The sequence below is a fragment of the Candidatus Scalindua japonica genome (assembly GCF_002443295.1).
In the GTDB taxonomy this organism is placed as follows: Bacteria; Planctomycetota; Brocadiia; order Brocadiales; family Scalinduaceae; genus Scalindua; species Scalindua japonica.
The window spans coordinates 286,380-302,964 of the sequence record NZ_BAOS01000005.1 but is presented as its reverse complement, the minus strand read 5'-3'; the positions used below and the strand labels follow the sequence as shown (position 1 = coordinate 302,964).

Genomic DNA, 16,585 nt, shown 5'->3' with positions numbered 1-16,585 from the left:
TTTTCTGCTGGTTTCATCTAGTAGATTGAACCGAAATGTTTAGATTCATGCTTAATGCCCTGACCAGCAGTGGTCTGTTTTTTTCTGAAGAGCCATTAATCAATAAAAAGGTCAGGCTTGACTTCTCACCGGGTTTTAACGGTGTTCACAAGGCTAAAAAACCTGACCTCTGATATTATAAATTTCGTGTTGACAAGTCACTTACTTTGTGTTATTTTTTGAAAACGTTTGAATGTATACGCAGTGCTTGTCGGCATTTTCTCGTATAAAAAAACCTTGTAATAGTATAAATATATATTAACCTAGGTCTTTTTTTTGATCTTGTGTATGTGTAGTTAATGAAAATCTATAGATATTAGACTAACAAAATAATATAATAGCGGCTTTTTTTTTAACAGTGTAATTAAGGAGAGTACTATGAAATTATTATTAAGAAATTTTTGTATAATTGTTTTACTTACTGTTCCTGCATCTGCTGTGATGGCAGTTCCCGTGTCTTGGACGGATTGGACAGCTAGTGCGCCATCAGAAGTAACAGGAACTCTGACATTTGGTTCGAGCACCGTTGACATGACATACAGTGGTCCATATTCGTTTGCTCAAACAGCGGGCGGAGTCAATTACTGGAACCCTTCAGCGCCATATATAAGTGCGGAAGTAGACAATGCGCCCCCTGCTTCAGATATCATTGCTTTGAGTGTCGGTGGCGCTAAGACAATCACGTTCTCAGAAGCTGTCGTCGATCCTCTTTTGGCACTGGTCAGTTGGAATAACAATACGGTTGAATTCGGGGTACCGATAGAAATTCTGAGTTTTGGTCATGGCTACTGGGGGAATGGAACACCGATACTGAATGGCAGCGGTACAGGGTTTTTCGGATCGGGAGAAGTCCACAGTGTCATTCGACTGCCTGGTACGTACACTTCGATTACATTTACAGATACCACTGAGGGTTGGCATGGATTCACCGTTGGAGCTACCGATCTCGCTGCTGTTCCGGAACCAACCACCGTCGCTCTTCTGGGAATCGGTATTGCAGGACTTGCAGGTGCAGAATTGAGACGTAGACGAAAAAAGAGTGTTGTCAATAAAACCAGGTAACTTACCAACATTGCTCAATTATACAGACGCTTACATTCTTCATTAGCTGAGGGATGTAGGCGTTTTTTTGCCGTACTCCAAGACACTCACTAGTAATATTCTCTGTTCTTATGAGAATCGTCAACACTGTTTAAAAGATTTTGCTTAATTTCGTTTAGTAAATCAGAATAGTTACTTGGTTCTTTTCCCCCTTTAACTTCCTGGATGCATCGAGTTATTGTATTTAATGCTTTGGATACATAATCCTGTTGCCGTTTAGTGAAAATTATGGGCTTTTCAGGTGTATATTCTGTAAAACCTTTAAACTCTGAAATCAGAGTCTCCTCAAGGGTTGGGAGCCCATCACCGTTTAAGGCAGATACCTGACAAATCGGTCCAAATATTTTTCCAATAAGTGTTTCCGCGTCTAATTTACAAGGCAGATCTGTTTTATTCAATACCGCGAAAACAGATATTTTGTTATGAGTGTTGTCTGCTTTCTTTAACTGTAATGTATTAATTAGTTTTATTATCTCTTCATCTTCTTTTTCTACCGGTTTGGAATTATCAAATACCACAATTATTTTATCTGCCTGTGCTAACTGCTTTCTGCTTTCCAGGATACCGAGCCTTTCAACTTCGTGTTCTGTCTCTCTTATACCCGCAGTATCGACTATTGTTATTGGTATGCCGTCGATTGAGAACATTTCATCAATTGCGTCTCTTGTGGTACCCGGCTCTTTGTGTGTAATTAATCTATCTTCTTTTAACAATGAGTTAAATAATGTGGATTTGCCTGCATTTGGCTTACCAGTAATAATTAGTTTTTGAGGTGAAGTAATTGCACAACCGAATGCTGCAGTTGCGAGTATTTCTCTTAATGCATTGTTGGTGTCATACAATAATTTTTTGTTATTATCACATTTTCCTATCCCTTCAATTGTCTTATGAATAGATAAAGACAATGCACCATTGTATTGGTCTAGTAGGACTTTAACCCCTAATTTTGTTTTTGCTTTGGGTATTTCCCGTAACGCTTCTTCCTGAATACGGTCAATCTTGCTATTTATAAGGGGTCGATTGGCGAGCTCTTCCCAGTGGACTTCTTTTGCTCCGGCAGACACAATGCTTTCAAGTGTCTTCTTCACTGCAAGGATACCGCCATGGCAATTAACTTCAACCAGGTCTTCACCAGTGAAACTGTCTTGTTCTCTGAGCACGTTTACGATTACTTCGTCAACCGGTCGACCGTTATAATAAATATCTCCGTAATAAATCCTCATTGACTCCGCATTTATCAAGTCTTTCAGTTTCTTGCCCTTGAATACCTTATTTACGATCTCAAGTGAGTTGGGGCCGGAAACCTGTATTACGCCGATTCCTCCTTCGCCGATAGGTGTGGTAATAGATGCAATCGTTTCGTTTTTCATTATATTCTATATTTTATGAAGCCTGACCACTTGCTTTCTGGCGGGCAAAACCAGACAGATATAGACAAACGGTTGCAGGCAGGATGTGGCACGTTTTTATAGAGCAGACGCATAAACTTACAAAGATGTTGATAGTAAAAGAGTTATAAAAAGAGTTAGAGGCAATATTTTGTAAAAGGAGCGACAAGAATAATGTGCCAACGAGCCAGTAAGCCGTATTTTAAAGGGTTTTGTGAAATAATTTACAAAATCCAATAGTAGAATTACAAAATACGGTGCCCAACTTGTATAATAGAAGTCACACAATAACACAAACTACTATACAAGAAAGGACACGCTAGAATGCTACCAATATCACAAATTCAAATCAACCAAAAACCGCTACTAATTCACACTGTTCACGAAGATGACAAAGTACTGCTTAATACACCAGATGCGGAATGGTTTCGGGCTTTATATTATTTTCCCTGGGAGAAACACCGTAATTTCGGTGCTGAGTACTACGATGCACTTTATGAATTTAATAAACGAGAAGAGAGAAAGAGGCTGAAAAATCAACCCCCAAAAGCAAGTAGTATTATCTCAGAGCAAAGAAGATGCAAGACAGGAGCTTTTGTTTAATAGAGCAACAATGCAAGTTGACAAGGAGAAGAGAGGTGATGTGCTTTATGAAGTAGCGGCTGAATCAAAGCAGCGGATGGTAAGTCCCCTGAGTATATCTCCCGGGGTAGTGCCATTTCGATTGGGAGGTAAGAGGCCAAAATGTTTTTTTGCGTTGTTAAAAAGTTTTTTGGGTACAGCTCTAATGGGATTTCCGTGCGAGCCGGAAAAAGTGTCCATGTTATTGAAGAGTAATCCGAGTTTTGTGCGAGTATGTGGATTTGCACCGAAGGGGGAAAGGGATGAGTATTGTAGCAGGCATATACCAAGTGAGCGTAAACTGCAGCAATTTGACCAGATCATGAGTGAGTGGGGGCTATGGGATAAGATGAAGATTGCGCTGGTAACTGAGAACATAGAGACAGGTGCGATTAAAATAGAAAAGGAAGTAGTAGGAGATACAACTCACTATTATGCATATTCAGGGTTTGAGACAGTAAAGTATAAGGACGAAGATGGTAAGGAGGAGCAGAAGAAGTCGCAATCAAAGCTGACTAAGAGGTGTCGCTGTCAGGACAGAGACAAGTGTGAACATGACTGGGTATTGGCAGATGAAGGAGCGGGGACAATCGTGAAATCCATAACAAAGATGTATTGGGGGCACAAAGCAAGTATTGTAGGTTTTCCACGTCAAGGCGTGCCTCTGGATGCAAGAGCAGTGTTGGATGGACCGACACATGATGGAGAGACATATTTTCCACATGTAGAAAAGGTATTTGATACATATCCGGTGATTGAAGAATCGGTTAAAAGAGCGTTGTATGATAGCGCGTGTGATAGCAGAGATTTGAAAGATAAGTTTATGGACAAACTCGGCTTAGAATTAAAGGCATCTTTAAATCCAAGGCGCAAGAATGGAATAACAGATGGTTTGCCGCGTGGCATGGAGAAGATAACGCCGTATGGTGTGGTAATATGCAATGGTGGCCATGAGATGGATTACAAAGGAATGCGTTATGAAAAAGAAAAATTCATTTACCATGCGCCAACGGATACAGATGGTGAACCGGTGTGTTCAACATGCTTGCATCAGGTAGAGTGTTGTCCCAATTCGTTAACTGGCAGGATGATTAATATATCATTTGGGTTATTACCCCACATAGACACGGAAGATCCTCCAATGGCAAAGAGATTCAAGGCAATAATGACACGTCGTCCTTCAGTTGAGCGGATGATAAAGCGCTTGAAGTGTGATATTGGTGATGATCGTTTAAGCAAGAGAGGGAATCTTGCGTTTCAGGCATACCTGGACAAGACGATGATTGCTTTTCATCTGTTGTTACAGAATTAAATTGGTGATTTTTAAAGTAAAAAACAAAAAACCGTAGGAGAGGTGTTTTCAAATTTGCAAATTATCTCCATTGTTGGTGCTGTGCAGTTTTATACTGTCTTCTTTTAACGTAATTTTGAAGTACGATTGAAAAAAATTTTTGCATCAAGCGCTTTTCGTGTGAGTTTATGCGGAGGCTCTATAGTTAAAAGAGATCAAGTATGATAATCGGCATTGATACTTACGTACTCTTTTGATAAATCACACGTCCATAATGTGGTGTTTTTATTACCCATTCCAAGATGTAATTGAATGGTGATTTCTTTCTTTTTCATTACGCTGCTTAATCTCTTTGGGGCAGGTGTAACCGGCAGTCCTTTTTTATAGATTGTAATATTGTTAACTGACAATTTCAGTTTAGATTCGTCGAGAGTGACTCTGGCATAGCCTGCTGCCGAGACTATTCTTCCCCAGTTAGGATCTTCACCGTTTATAGCCGTTTTTACTAATGGAGATTCAGCTATTGTTCTCGCGATTTTTTTTGCATCCGAAACTGATTTTGCTTCATGCACCTCGATCTGTATAAACTTTGTTGCGCCCTCACCGTCCTTTACTATCTCCTTTGCCATGTTCAGGGTCACATAATCAAGCGCCTTCTGAAACAGAGCAAGATCGCTTTTCGTTGAAGATGTTATATTGTGGTTATTTGCCATACCGTTTGCGAGGATAGCAACCATATCACTCGTACTCATATGACCATCTACGGTGATTTGATTAAACGAGCTTTCTGTTGATTTTTTTATGCAGGACCTTAACGTATTTAAAGATATTGCAGCATCAGTAGTGATAAAGCAGAACATGGTAGCCATATCCGGTGAAATCATACCGGAGCCTTTGGCTATTGCACCTATAGTAACTTCCTTTCCACCTATCTTCGTTTTAACTGCAATATGTTTAGGGACAAGGTCGGTTGTCATTATTGCTTTCGCAATGTTTATTGCATGGGTGTTGTTATTACCCAAACGTTCAGACGATTGGATTATGCCGGATTTTATCTTTGCCATGGGGAGGTGATGTCCGATTATACCTGTTGAGGCTACGATAACTTCATTAGCTTTTATATTCAACTGTTTGGACGTTAAAAGTGCCATTGTTTCTGCATCCTTTTCACCTCTCTTGCCGGTACATGCATTGGCGTTACCACTGTTCACAACTATTGCCTGTACCATGCCATCTTTTACAACCTTTCTGCTCAGTTTTATTGGTGCGGCAACAATTTGGTTTTTTGTAAAAAGGGCAGCGCTCTTGCATGGTTGTTCTGAAAAAATGATACCGATATCATGGTTTTTCTTATTTCTTTTTAAACCGCAGTGTACAGACCCGGCTTTTAAGCCCTTTGGCGCTGTAATGTTTCCTGGGATTGTCTTGATCATGAGAAAAGTCCTTTTGTAAATTAGCCTTTAGTACTTTATCTAAACGCAGAGGTACGCAGGCCGTATAGCCGATTAAGGAAGGAAGACGGCGGCGGATACAACCGTAGACCACAAGCCTCTTTTGTCGCCCCTTGCCGATTGGGTGGTGTTTCTTGATTTAACTATTTTACCGCTCATACGATAAATCTCTTTCCGTTCGTCATAATTCTTTTCCGGATCAAACTCAACACCTTGCGTACTGGCAAGCATTGATGCGGCCAGGTCTTCCGCGTAATCACCGGATGTCTCGTTTGTTTCACCATTCGCGTGATGCTCACTCAGATATCCGTAATGGTTCGGTTCAGCGGGTATTGCGAGGCCGACTGATGCAGATATCATTCTATTCGGTTCATTGGTTTCATTAGTACTCATTACACAGAATACAATCTGGCCCGGTTGAAGAAGCTTAGTACCCTGCGACCTCGATATAATCTTGCAATTTGGTGGAAAGATGCTTGATACCCTGACGAGATTACATTTCTCTATACCTGCCTTTCGCAAGGCAAGTTCAAGCGACTGTAATTTCTCTTTATGTTTACCTACACCTTTTGTGAAAAACACTTTTTTTGGTACTAATTGCATTTATAATAAGCCTTAAAGTTCTCATTCTCACCCGCCTGCCCGGCAATCCATTAGCCAGCCCGATAAGGCTGTTCTGGCGGGGACGGGAAAACGTGGAAGCATGTTAGATATGACAAAGATGCACGTGCAGCTTTTTAATCAGATAATACTGATATATAATAGTAAGAAAAGGATACAATATAATTCTGTTTATTGAATCTGTCAAAAGAATTTTACGTTTTTAATTTTTTGCCCAATTTCTTTTCCACAGACTTAACCTTGCCGGCGATTCTGCCTGTCCTTCCTTTACCATCATCGATTGTGATAGTTGTTAAAACGCGGTCTGAATCCTTGAGAATTTTCTTATGACACTTCTTAATAAGTCTCATTATCTCGTCCCAGTCACCTTCCAGAATAGTCCCCATGGAATGTAGTTTGTAATCTATTCCGCTTTCACTGACGATATTTAATACTTCTGCTACTTTTGTACTCAAACTACTTTCTTTACCTATTGGCACAATAGTGAAATTAACTACCATATTTACCTCCTTTGTTTTTGATTGGCAAGTAAATCCCATTTTTGAGATTCTGCCCCCTTGTTTTTGGTATCATGGATTTCTGAGTCTGAAAAGCGATGTTTTATTTTAGAGCGGGAGATTTGTGCTTTTCTGAGCATAGAAGCAGCATCAATTTTTGGAATTTTTAAATATTTCTCTAAACAATTAATTATCTCATTATTCAGGCTTCTATGGTTAAATTTTGCAACATCCTTTAATAGTTTATGTATATCGTCAGGTATGTTTTTTACCGTTATTGTTTGCATAGTATACCCCTTTCGTTTACCACCCATTATGCAACCTTATTGGTTTTCTGTCAATTTTTTTGTATAGTATGGCGTATATAGGCCAACTTGTTCACGCCAGAACAGCCATGTCGGGTTGGCGAACATATTAATCTGGGCAGGTATGAGGATAAGCACTAAACATCTCAAATTGTCAAGAAACATATTTGACTTTTATCTACAGGCTATTACAATGGAAATGTTTTATGCGTAAGTGGCGGAGTTGGCAGACGCGCTAGGTTGAGGGAGTAAATATTGGCTTGTTTTTGTGTTGTAAAATATAGACTTATGATAATTTTTGGCGTTTTTAGCTGTTTTTCTCTTTTGTTAATACTTGGATTTTCTCTCTCTCTATCCTCACTTCCACAGGAGCTTCGATGCCGAGTTTTATCTGGTCTTTTTTTATGTTGGTGAGGGTTGTTTTTATGTCATCTTTGATTGTGATGGGTACATCCAGGCGCAGTTTTATCATCGTGTCTTCTACGTTCCGGACCAGTAAGTTTATCTTCTTTTTAAAGATGGCAATGACGGTAGCACTTAAATCATCACCGATCTTCAAACTCTCTCCTGCTTGTCTTGTCAGTATTAGTATTTGATTATCTTTTCAAATGTTAAATGCTGAGACCTGGATCCTCAGTCTTTTTTGTTTTACTTTAATCACTTGACACCAAAGGAAAAATATATTCCAATAGTTGCCAACAGTTGGTACAATTTATATAGAGGATTATTATGAGCTATGCAATAGGTGACCATTTTAACAAATTCATTCGTAAACAGGTAAAAAATGGGCGTTACAACAACGCCAGTGAGGTAGTGCGCGAAGGCCTGCGCCTTGTTGAAGAGAGGGAAGCTAAACTAAAAGCATTAAGGAAACATATTGGCACCGCAATTAAACGTGGCGGAAGTTACAGTGATGAGGATATAGGCGAAGCCCTTGTCAATGATAAAGGTCAATAGAAAGTTTTCATATGCATAAACTGCGCTATCTGGAACAAGCCAAAGACGACCTCATTCAAATTAAAAGATACATTGCCAAAGAAAGCGGCAGCCAAGAAGTTGCTTTACAATACACAAGCAAATTGCGGCAGCAGTGTATAAAGCTGGCATGCCTGCCCGGTCAAATAGGACGGCCAAGGCCGGAATTAATGAAAGGGCTGCGCAGTTTTGTGCATGGCAACTATGTCATATTATTCATGTACAATAATGATTTTCTGGATATTGTAACAATTATTGAAGGTCATAGAGATATAGAAGTAATGTTCGAAGACTTATAATTATTAAAACCACATACGAGCAGCAATGTAACGCTGCTTTTCTCCCACAGCTAACACTTATTGTCCTCTAAGGGTCTATGTATTTTTGCAATAATCCAGATTATTTGAATATGGAAACCGAAAAGTATTTTTGGAGGTTTTTCTTCCTATTAAGAAATTCTTAATTTATACCTATACCAGCCTCTCTATTTATTAATTTATTTAAATAATCATAAAACCCTATAACCATTTACTTGCTTTCTAGCCCCAGTTTACAAGTTATGTCCGAAGTTTAGCAATAATTGTTCGTAACTTGTTGCATCGCAATACATTACCACATTCAGTACAAGTATTACCCTACTGAAATACACTTGTCTCCTTGAAGCACCTTCTGAGAAAACCCCTTATACGCATTATATAGTCAAGCAATATTCCTTTTTTTATTGACAAACAATACTGCCATCTCTATTATGCGTATTACCCTACTACAATATATAGACAAAAGGAAAATGATATGGCTTCTTTAATCAAAAAACTAAAAAAAGGGATTCCTTATTATTACGTTGTTGAGTGCAAACGAATAAACGGAAACCCTAGAATTGTAGAGCAGCATTATCTTGGCACTGCTGAGAAAATTTTCAAGACATGTCAAAGAAAATCCGCTCCTGTCGCCAAGGAGGTTGCCCTTACGCGTATAGGCCCTTTAGCTTTATGGGAGGTTGCTTGTTCTGCAAGGTTGCCGGAAATGATTGATGCTGCATTTCCCAAAAGAGACCAAGGCGCGTCCGTATCACAATATCTCCTGTTGGCCGCTTTAGGCAGAGCATTTCACCCGTGCAGTAAATCAAAAACCAGCCAATGGTACGAGGAAACAGCTCTTAAAAGAGAGTGGGGGGTTACGCTCTGATTTTTTTACCAGTCAACACTTCTGGAATGCAATGGACCGTATATGATCTGGACAGACTAACTGAACTGGACAAAGACGTCTCATTGCACATTGCGAAGGAGAGAATTTATCTCCACAAGCCCTCCTTTATGACTGCACAAATTACTTTACTTACATCGACACACTTAATAACCGCAATACTGAAGCACGGCGAGGGCGTAATAAACAAGGTCGCCACAACCGTCGACAGCTAGGCCTTGCCGTTGCTGTTACACCGGATTTCCATATTCCCCTATTCCATTCCCTTTACCCTGGCAATCTAAACGATATTACTCAATTTAAAAACACTCACTTACTCCTTACAGAGCGCATTCAAGATCTTTCAGGAAATCCAAACGATATCACCTTGGTTTTTGATAAAGGCAACACATCCGAAGATATCTTATATTCTTTACAAGACACCAATATCTTTTGCATTGCTTCTGCTCCATCGTTCCGTTATCCAGAAATGGCTACGATTGATTTAAAGAAATACCAAAAAGCTGACGATGCGAATTTGCCGGGCGTTATGGCCTTCAGGGATAAAAAAGAAATACTCGGTGATCAATGGACTGCCGTTTTACAGCACTCTGCAAGTTTTGCGGCTAAACAAATTCAATCTGTTGTTACCTCTCAGGCCAAAGCCATTGTCAAATTAGAAGCTTTATCTAAAAAACTTAAACGGGGTGAACTACCAAAAGCAACTTTATCATCTGTTAAGAAAAAAGTATCGGATATATTATCTCCGCAACATCTGAAAAAAATTATATCGAATAAGGTTAGATTGTGTGAGGGACGAACCACAATCTGAACCGTTTGTTGGACAAGCCCGTTGTTTGGGTGCTAAACATTGTATAAGAAAATATCTTATGAAGATTGCTTCTCTTTTTTACCGCAGAAGCTATGAAGCCAAAGAAGTGGATTTTTCAATTGCTGTCGTCATGCTTTAGGAGCTACAGAACATGGTTTTTCGGCCATTTTACCTCAAATTTGGGCAAACGGGGGCCATCTCGACCCGATAATGCCGTTTTTGCAAATCTTAGATGCATAGCGGATTCGATTACATAACCAGAACAGCCTCCTCTTTTGTTAACTTGTAGGGGAAAGACCTGGATTTGTGTGATGGAGGTATCATCGTTTTTATGATCTTCATTATTCCTCCACAGCATTTGCACGTAAGCTTTGGACGCTCTCTGAACCAGGCTGACGACTTATTCGGGTTGATACCGGTAAGGTACTGAAGCAATGCAATCAAGCGTTTGCTATTAGGGTGGAGGAAACCAAAGTTCCGTGTTCGCCTGAAACCTTTGGGTAGAACATGCTGGAGAATCAACCTGAGAAACTGCGGGCCGGGAAGTGTTCTTGTGAGCATTTTTTTGCTCTTACTATCCTGGTAACGAAAGGTCACCTGACCATCTTTGCACGTAATAATATCTTTCTCTTGAATGACCCCTTTGTAGAGATAACGACCAAGATAGACCAGTGCCTTTTCACCGTTGCCGACAAATTTGCAATCGACGACCCATGTTTTGGGATAATTAACTGGAAGCGTAAGAGCCGCTTTGTTCACGGCATCGAGCATTTTTGCTCGAAACACTTTAGCCAGCGCTTTGTGATTGAAAAGGTACCGCGTCTTTCCTTCGCTTTTTTTGAAGCTCCAAGCTTTTTCTTCTGATTGATGGCCCCGGCTGGCATTACCAGATGGATATGCGGGTGGTAATCGAGAGAGCGAGAGTGGGTGTGCAAAACAGTGATGGCTCCAGCGTTTCCTTGTAATACGCTGTCATTTTGGACAAAGGTTTTTACGGTTTCCCAACAACACTGTATCATTATCGAGTAAAGCAAGCGTTGATGCTGCCATGCTAATGATCGAAGCTCTTTGGGTATAGTAAAGGTGAGCATAAAATAGTCAGCAGGCACTTCTTTTTTCAGTTGACGCTCCAACCACTGCTGACACTCATGACTCTGACAATGAGGACAATTGCGGTTACCGCAGGAGTGCGGTACAAAAACCTGTTTTTCACAGTCATTACATTGGACCAGCATGACGCGGCTTTGCGTAGTGCGACAATCCTTCATGGCTGCCAGGGCTTTGAATTGACTTGGCAGGATCGAACCATGATAAAGAGTGATAAAGTCAGCAATGAAGGTCTCAATTATAGAGGAGAGAGATATCATATAACATTCCCCCATTCTATGGAAAAACCATTCATCAAATCATTAATTAATTGCAAGGCATTACGATTTGTATGAGAGGTCAGGTGGGTATATTTGGCAGTGGTTAAAATACTGTGGTGGCCGAGGATTTTTTGTACTTCAAGCAGATCAACACCCGCCTCAATCAGATGGGTTGCGTAGCTGTGTCGCAGACTGTGTGGTGTAATTTTTTTTTAATTCCACACTCCCGGGCTACCTTACGCAGAGTGGCCTGAACGCCATTTCTATTCAGAGGTGTTTTTGCCAGGTGGGCTGATTTCAAGCCACCATGACGGCCTGGAAATAGAAAGACAGGATTGCGATGAACAAGCCAAAAACGGCGTAAGAGATTCAGGGTTACCTTTGGCAGGGGTACGAAACGGTCTTTATTGCCTTTGCTATCGCGGATATGCACCCGCATTCGCTGAGAATCGACATCGCTAACCTCAAGACGTAGTCCTTCACCCAGGCGGAGACCAAGACTGTAAAGAACAAAGTAGAAGGCCCGGTAACTGAGTTTTCTCGTCACCTGGAAAAGTTGGTGGGCTTCATTAATGGTGACAATATCGGGCAAACGTTGCGTTTTGGGTGGTTTAATAAGATTTACTTGCTCCCAACGCTTATGAAGCACATGAGTGTAGAAAAACTTTAGTCCGTAGAGGTCTAATTTGACTGCGCTCCATGAATGGGTATTGAGGAGATTGGAAAAATAGTCAAGTAGTTGCTGTTCAGATAGATCGTGTATCTGATTGTCAAAATAATCACCGATCCGTCGGATGGCACGTGAATAAGCCTCGATTGTTTTTGGCCGGAGTCCTTTCAAGCGTAGGTGCTTTAGATGCGTTTGGTAATTTTTGTTGAAATCGGATTGAGATAATGTTTTCATAGACCTGTAACCTCCTATTTGTTAATAGATTCACCCTCCCGTTGAGGGTGTGAGGTTACATTATATAATAAATTTCCGATTTTGTTCTCCGCGATAGCGGATTCGTCCAACTACTGATACTACCCTTAAAGATAATCGACCGATTCTTACTTATTTTCTCAATCGAGATGCATTGCAAGAATTGGTTGATTGTCACTTTGGACGAACCCTTCTTTTTACAAATCGACATGATTGGAGCAATGCCAAGATTATATTGGGCTATCACGGACAATCTGAAGTTGAGAGATACTTCCAGGACAGCAAAGACCCTGAGCACTTCTCCTTTCAACCTCCCTATCACTGGACAGACCAAAAGCTGCATGTTCATGCCTTTTATTGTAATTTAAGCATGCTCTTGACAGGGCTGCTTCGTCGACGCCTCGCATTAAAAGGTTTGCTTTTACCCCCAGATGTTTTGTTGAAAAAGCTCAATGATCTACAAGAAGCAACCCTCCTTTACCCACAGGAAAAAGCGGCCCCACCACAATTATCTTATTGTTTGGTGCGTCAAGACAGAATACAAAAACAGTTATTTAAATTATTGAATTTATCACAATATACAAAAACAAAAGAAAATCCTTCAAAATCCACGTAAACAACTCCTTTATAGCCTAAAAATTAGTCAAAAAGAGGGTAATACATTTGTATTGTCATAAGATTAACAAACACAAGAGATTGTATCAATTTTTTCATATAACTTGTAAACTGGGGCTAGTGTACCCAAATGAATGTTGTCGTCGCATATCAATTGGGCCAATTCGTACATAAATTTTATGATCATTTTTGATTCTTTGTTATTCCATCGAATTGCTGTGTAGAAGTGTTTCCCATCGACAAGATTTGATTCAGGGTGATAATTCATAAAAACTAATAATTGGTGCCATATCATAGTTCAATTGATTATCTTGAGGGGGTAAATATCTCTGTCAATTTTTTTGTATAGTATGGTGTATATAGCCCAACTTGTCCACGCCAGAACCAAAACATCTCCCCATGCCCTTCCCCGCGAGAACAGCACCCGCCAGAATGACATTGTCGGGCTGGTTGTCGGGTTGGCGAACATATTAATCTGGGCAGGTATGAGGATAAGCACTAAACATCTCAAATTGTCAAGAAACATATTTGACTTTTATCTACAGGCTATTACAATGGAAATGTTTTATGCGGAAGTGGCGGAGTTGGCAGACGCGCTAGGTTGAGGGCCTAGTCCTCGCAAGGGGGTGGGGGTTCGAATCCCCCCTTCCGCATTTTTCAACTCTTTTGTACCAAATACCTAAGACTTTTCATTCATCTGTAATACGATTATCAGAATAATGATTGAGACTGCATGGCGAAGGTGATAACTTTTTTCATGATACGTTTTGTCGTATTCAGACGGTGAGTGGAAAATAGGGATTATTACCTATCGAGTTATAATCCCAACCGGATGTCCTTGGCAAATCAAATTTTACTTTTGTTATAGGCTTATAACAAAAAATGTTATGGGTTTGTAACGAATTGTATTCTTTAAAATATAAATATGACACATATCTCTTTTGACTATTGATACTTAATGATCTGCTATTAAAATACGGAGATTGGTATCCAGTTTGCGCATTTTTTTAGATCTCTATTTGTGTTTCAAGTAAATGTAAAAAGGATTTTATTCTATACTGTCAACGTGAAGAGGTTGTGGGAAAATGCCAAAAACATCAATCCTGATCTCAGAAGATAAAAGAGTAGAGTGTGATTTTGATCCACAAAGAGAACGTGATCTTGCAAAAATAGCGCTCAAGAGGGAATTTGCTTTAGGGCGGATTCTGGGCAATAGTAAAGCCATAAAGGAACTCAAAACAAACTTAAACAAAATATCTGCCTGCGATGTTAATGTCTTAATTACTGGTGAGAGTGGAACCGGAAAAGAACTGGTCGCCAGGGCCATTCATTATATGAGTGGGAGAAACGGGAAACCTTTTATACCGGTAAACTGTGGGGCAATACCAGAAAACCTTTTTGAAAATGAACTGTTTGGACACTTAAAAGGAGCATATACAGACGCTAGTTTTCAACAAAATGGCCTGGTTAAGGAAGCTGATGGTGGCACTCTTTTTCTTGATGAGATAGGGACAATAAGCCCTTACATACAGACAAAACTTCTTCGATTAATACAGGAGGGTGAGTATAGACCGCTAGGTTCTTCAAAAAATATTAAAGCAGACATTAGACTAATTGCTGCTACTAATATGGACCTTCAACTTCTAGTTGAGGAAAACAGATTTAGAGAAGACCTTTTCTACAGATTGAATGTTGTTCCATTTCTTATCCCACCATTAAGAGAGCGTAAAGATGATATTCCTATACTTATAAGTCACTTTATGAAAAAATATACAGGAGAATATAATAAAACAATTAAAGGGTTACCGGTAAACGTTTTGAATGTCCTTGTCTCTTATTCATGGCCGGGAAACATTAGAGAATTAGAGAATAAGATCCAACAGATGGTTGTAATGTCTACATCTTCTGTAATAAGCGCAAAAGACATTCAACTTACAACAAGAGTGCCAATTTCGGAAGAATTAGTTATTGAAAAAATTAACGCCGTTAAGGAAAAAATAATTAACCAATCTGAGATTGAGACCTTTAATGTGGCAAAGAAAAAAGTCAACGACCTCTTTGAACAGTCCTATCTCACTCAATTACTCATAGCATGTAAAGGTGATATGGTGAGTGCCTCAAAAAGAGCAGGTAAGAGCCGTACGGCTTTCTGGAACCTCCTTAAAAAGCAGAACCTCTCTCCAAAGCAATTTCGGTAATTACGTTTTTACCGGAAAAGATCGTTTAAGGTTTTCGATAGACTCTTTTAGCTTCCAAAGACCTACAGCCGTTATATTTTTCTCCATGGGATAAGTATCGTAACCCGGATAAATTACCAACATATGCTTCAGCTCTAGTTCTGACAATGCGGACTTCATTGCACGTGTCACTCCAGGTGCTTCATTATATTTAATTTCAACTCCCCACAGTTGACCCTTTCTCTGAAAAACAAGATCCAGTTCAGCGCCGGTATGCACCGCCCAGAAAAAGGATTCTTCCTCTCTGAGATTCAGTAGAATTAATACCTGTTCCAGCGCAAAACCCTCCCATGATGCACCCAGCCTGGGATGGTTAGTAAGCTCATCTTCGCTACTAATCGCCATTAGTGAATGGAGCAGACCAGAGTCGCGAAAAAATATTTTAGGGCGCTTAACCAGGCGTTTTTTTGTGTTATAATACCACGGTTGAAGTTGCCGCACAACGAATGTTCCGGAAAGGATATCAAGATATCTTTTAACAGTAGTGTCAGAAACCCCTAGACTTTTACCCAACTCAGAAGCATTGAATATCTGTCCATGATAGTGTGAGAGCATCATCCAAAACCTCCGCATCATCCGGGCTGGTATGCTGAACCCTAAATTGGGAATATCACGTTCAAGAAATGTCCTGACAAAATCTTCTCGCCACATTACAGATTCTCTTTCACTCCTGGCCAGAAAAGAGCGTGGAAAGCTTCCCCGGATCCACAATTTTTTGTAGTCCCTGCTTTTGATATCATGTAACCCAAAACCTCCAAGTTCTATAAAACTGATTCGACCGGCAAGCGTTTCAGAGCTTTGCGCAATCAGGTCACGCGAGGCACTTCCAAGAATTAGAAACCGTTTTTCTTGATAGCGGTCAACAAGTACCCGCAAGGTTGGAAATAGTTCTGGTCGTCTCTGGATTTCGTCAATTATCACAATTCCTTTGTGTGGTTCCAGAGTCATCATGGGGTTGTCGAGCCTGGCAAGATCACGGTGATCCTCGCAATCAAAAAAGAGGATGCGCGAAGATGTAAGTTTAGTAGAAAACTGATGTGCAAGGGTTGTCTTGCCACACTGCCTCGGTCCAAGCAATGCAACAACGGGATTGCTCTTTAATTGCTCCTTGACGAACGCTATTTCCCTTGTTCTTTGAATT

19 protein-coding genes, 1 tRNA gene and 2 pseudogenes are annotated in these 16,585 nt (G+C 40.1%); 13 read left to right on the top strand and 9 right to left on the bottom strand.

Annotation, left to right across the window (positions count from 1 at the left end):
- The first annotated feature begins 35 nt into the window (after positions 1-35).
- Both SCALIN_RS21980 and SCALIN_RS05790 read left to right on the top strand, forming a co-directional pair.
- On the top strand, positions 36-173 hold the full coding sequence (locus SCALIN_RS21980) for a hypothetical protein (RefSeq protein WP_162532170.1): 138 nt from the start codon (positions 36-38) through the stop codon (positions 171-173).
- Positions 174-417: 244 nt separating this feature from the next.
- Positions 418-1,101 (top strand): PEP-CTERM sorting domain-containing protein, encoded by a 684-nt coding sequence (locus SCALIN_RS05790; RefSeq protein ID WP_096893453.1) that lies wholly within the window; start codon positions 418-420, stop codon positions 1,099-1,101.
- A gap of 89 nt (positions 1,102-1,190) precedes the next feature.
- Here SCALIN_RS05790 and SCALIN_RS05785 read toward each other — a convergent pair whose 3' ends face one another.
- A complete protein-coding gene (locus SCALIN_RS05785) occupies positions 1,191-2,510 on the bottom strand; it encodes a GTPase (RefSeq protein ID WP_096893452.1) in 1,320 nt (439 codons plus the stop codon).
- A gap of 342 nt (positions 2,511-2,852) precedes the next feature.
- Here SCALIN_RS05785 and SCALIN_RS05780 point away from each other — a divergent pair, with 342 nt between their 5' ends.
- Positions 2,853-3,131 carry a hypothetical protein gene (locus SCALIN_RS05780; protein ID WP_096893451.1) on the top strand — a complete coding sequence of 93 codons (279 nt, stop codon included), beginning with the start codon at positions 2,853-2,855 and terminating at the stop codon, positions 3,129-3,131.
- 10 nt (positions 3,132-3,141) lie between these two features.
- Positions 3,142-4,461, top strand: a complete 1,320-nt coding sequence (locus SCALIN_RS05775; protein WP_133111696.1) for a hypothetical protein — start codon at positions 3,142-3,144, stop codon at positions 4,459-4,461.
- A 194-nt stretch (positions 4,462-4,655) separates the two neighbouring features.
- On the opposite strand, the gene argJ is transcribed toward SCALIN_RS05775, so the two are convergent.
- The 5 genes from argJ to SCALIN_RS05750 form a co-directional block, all read right to left on the bottom strand.
- On the bottom strand, positions 4,656-5,873 hold the full coding sequence (gene argJ, locus SCALIN_RS05770; RefSeq protein WP_096893449.1) for a bifunctional glutamate N-acetyltransferase/amino-acid acetyltransferase ArgJ: 1,218 nt from the start codon (positions 5,871-5,873) through the stop codon (positions 4,656-4,658).
- Between the two features lie 72 nt (positions 5,874-5,945).
- Complete coding sequence (locus SCALIN_RS05765) at positions 5,946-6,494, bottom strand: pyruvoyl-dependent arginine decarboxylase (RefSeq protein ID WP_096893448.1); 549 nt, start codon at positions 6,492-6,494, stop codon at positions 5,946-5,948.
- A gap of 212 nt (positions 6,495-6,706) precedes the next feature.
- Positions 6,707-7,012 (bottom strand): MTH1187 family thiamine-binding protein, encoded by a 306-nt coding sequence (locus SCALIN_RS05760; RefSeq protein ID WP_096893447.1) that lies wholly within the window; start codon positions 7,010-7,012, stop codon positions 6,707-6,709.
- A gap of 2 nt (positions 7,013-7,014) precedes the next feature.
- Positions 7,015-7,296: a FitA-like ribbon-helix-helix domain-containing protein gene (locus SCALIN_RS05755; protein WP_203415361.1), complete on the bottom strand. Its 282-nt coding sequence runs from the start codon at positions 7,294-7,296 to the stop codon at positions 7,015-7,017.
- Between the two features lie 325 nt (positions 7,297-7,621).
- Positions 7,622-7,873 carry a carbon storage regulator gene (locus SCALIN_RS05750; protein ID WP_096893445.1) on the bottom strand — a complete coding sequence of 84 codons (252 nt, stop codon included), beginning with the start codon at positions 7,871-7,873 and terminating at the stop codon, positions 7,622-7,624.
- Between the two features lie 170 nt (positions 7,874-8,043).
- On the opposite strand from SCALIN_RS05750, the gene SCALIN_RS05745 reads away from it, so the two are divergent.
- The 5 genes from SCALIN_RS05745 to SCALIN_RS21975 all read left to right on the top strand — a co-directional run bounded on the left by SCALIN_RS05745 (position 8,044) and on the right by SCALIN_RS21975 (position 10,442).
- A complete protein-coding gene (locus SCALIN_RS05745; RefSeq protein WP_096893444.1) occupies positions 8,044-8,271 on the top strand; it encodes a type II toxin-antitoxin system ParD family antitoxin in 228 nt (75 codons plus the stop codon).
- Positions 8,272-8,282: 11 nt separating this feature from the next.
- Positions 8,283-8,588 carry a type II toxin-antitoxin system RelE/ParE family toxin gene (locus SCALIN_RS05740; protein ID WP_096893443.1) on the top strand — a complete coding sequence of 102 codons (306 nt, stop codon included), beginning with the start codon at positions 8,283-8,285 and terminating at the stop codon, positions 8,586-8,588.
- A 493-nt stretch (positions 8,589-9,081) separates the two neighbouring features.
- Positions 9,082-9,474: a hypothetical protein gene (locus tag SCALIN_RS05735; protein ID WP_096893442.1), complete on the top strand. Its 393-nt coding sequence runs from the start codon at positions 9,082-9,084 to the stop codon at positions 9,472-9,474.
- A gap of 82 nt (positions 9,475-9,556) precedes the next feature.
- Entirely contained in the window at positions 9,557-10,303 is a 747-nt protein-coding gene (locus SCALIN_RS21585; RefSeq protein WP_133111694.1) for a transposase, read from the top strand.
- The gene (locus tag SCALIN_RS21975; RefSeq protein WP_162532133.1) at positions 10,281-10,442 is read left to right on the top strand and encodes a hypothetical protein; all 162 of its coding nucleotides are present in this window, start codon (positions 10,281-10,283) and stop codon (positions 10,440-10,442) included. Before SCALIN_RS21585 ends, SCALIN_RS21975 begins: the two co-directional genes overlap by 23 nt.
- Positions 10,443-10,552: 110 nt before the next feature.
- On the opposite strand, the pseudogene SCALIN_RS23655 reads toward SCALIN_RS21975, so the two are convergent.
- Positions 10,553-11,670, bottom strand: a pseudogene (locus SCALIN_RS23655) (IS91 family transposase).
- A pseudogene (locus SCALIN_RS05715) lies at positions 11,667-12,574 on the bottom strand (tyrosine-type recombinase/integrase). The pseudogenes SCALIN_RS23655 and SCALIN_RS05715 overlap by 4 nt, the downstream one beginning before the upstream one ends.
- A gap of 172 nt (positions 12,575-12,746) precedes the next feature.
- Here SCALIN_RS05715 and SCALIN_RS05710 point away from each other — a divergent pair.
- The 4 genes from SCALIN_RS05710 to SCALIN_RS05695 all read left to right on the top strand — a co-directional run bounded on the left by SCALIN_RS05710 (position 12,747) and on the right by SCALIN_RS05695 (position 15,405).
- The gene (locus SCALIN_RS05710) at positions 12,747-13,208 is read left to right on the top strand and encodes a hypothetical protein (protein WP_133111692.1); all 462 of its coding nucleotides are present in this window, start codon (positions 12,747-12,749) and stop codon (positions 13,206-13,208) included.
- Positions 13,209-13,557: 349 nt separating this feature from the next.
- Entirely contained in the window at positions 13,558-13,812 is a 255-nt protein-coding gene (locus tag SCALIN_RS05705; RefSeq protein ID WP_096893439.1) for a hypothetical protein, read from the top strand.
- Positions 13,777-13,860 (top strand) — tRNA-Leu (locus tag SCALIN_RS05700). The genes SCALIN_RS05705 and SCALIN_RS05700 overlap by 36 nt, the downstream gene beginning before the upstream one ends.
- Before the next feature lie 432 nt (positions 13,861-14,292).
- Positions 14,293-15,405: a sigma-54 interaction domain-containing protein gene (locus tag SCALIN_RS05695; protein ID WP_096893438.1), complete on the top strand. Its 1,113-nt coding sequence runs from the start codon at positions 14,293-14,295 to the stop codon at positions 15,403-15,405.
- Here SCALIN_RS05695 and SCALIN_RS05690 read toward each other — a convergent pair whose 3' ends face one another.
- Positions 15,406-16,584: an ATP-binding protein gene (locus SCALIN_RS05690; protein WP_096893472.1), complete on the bottom strand. Its 1,179-nt coding sequence runs from the start codon at positions 16,582-16,584 to the stop codon at positions 15,406-15,408. It lies immediately after the preceding gene.
- Position 16,585 lies beyond the last annotated feature (1 nt).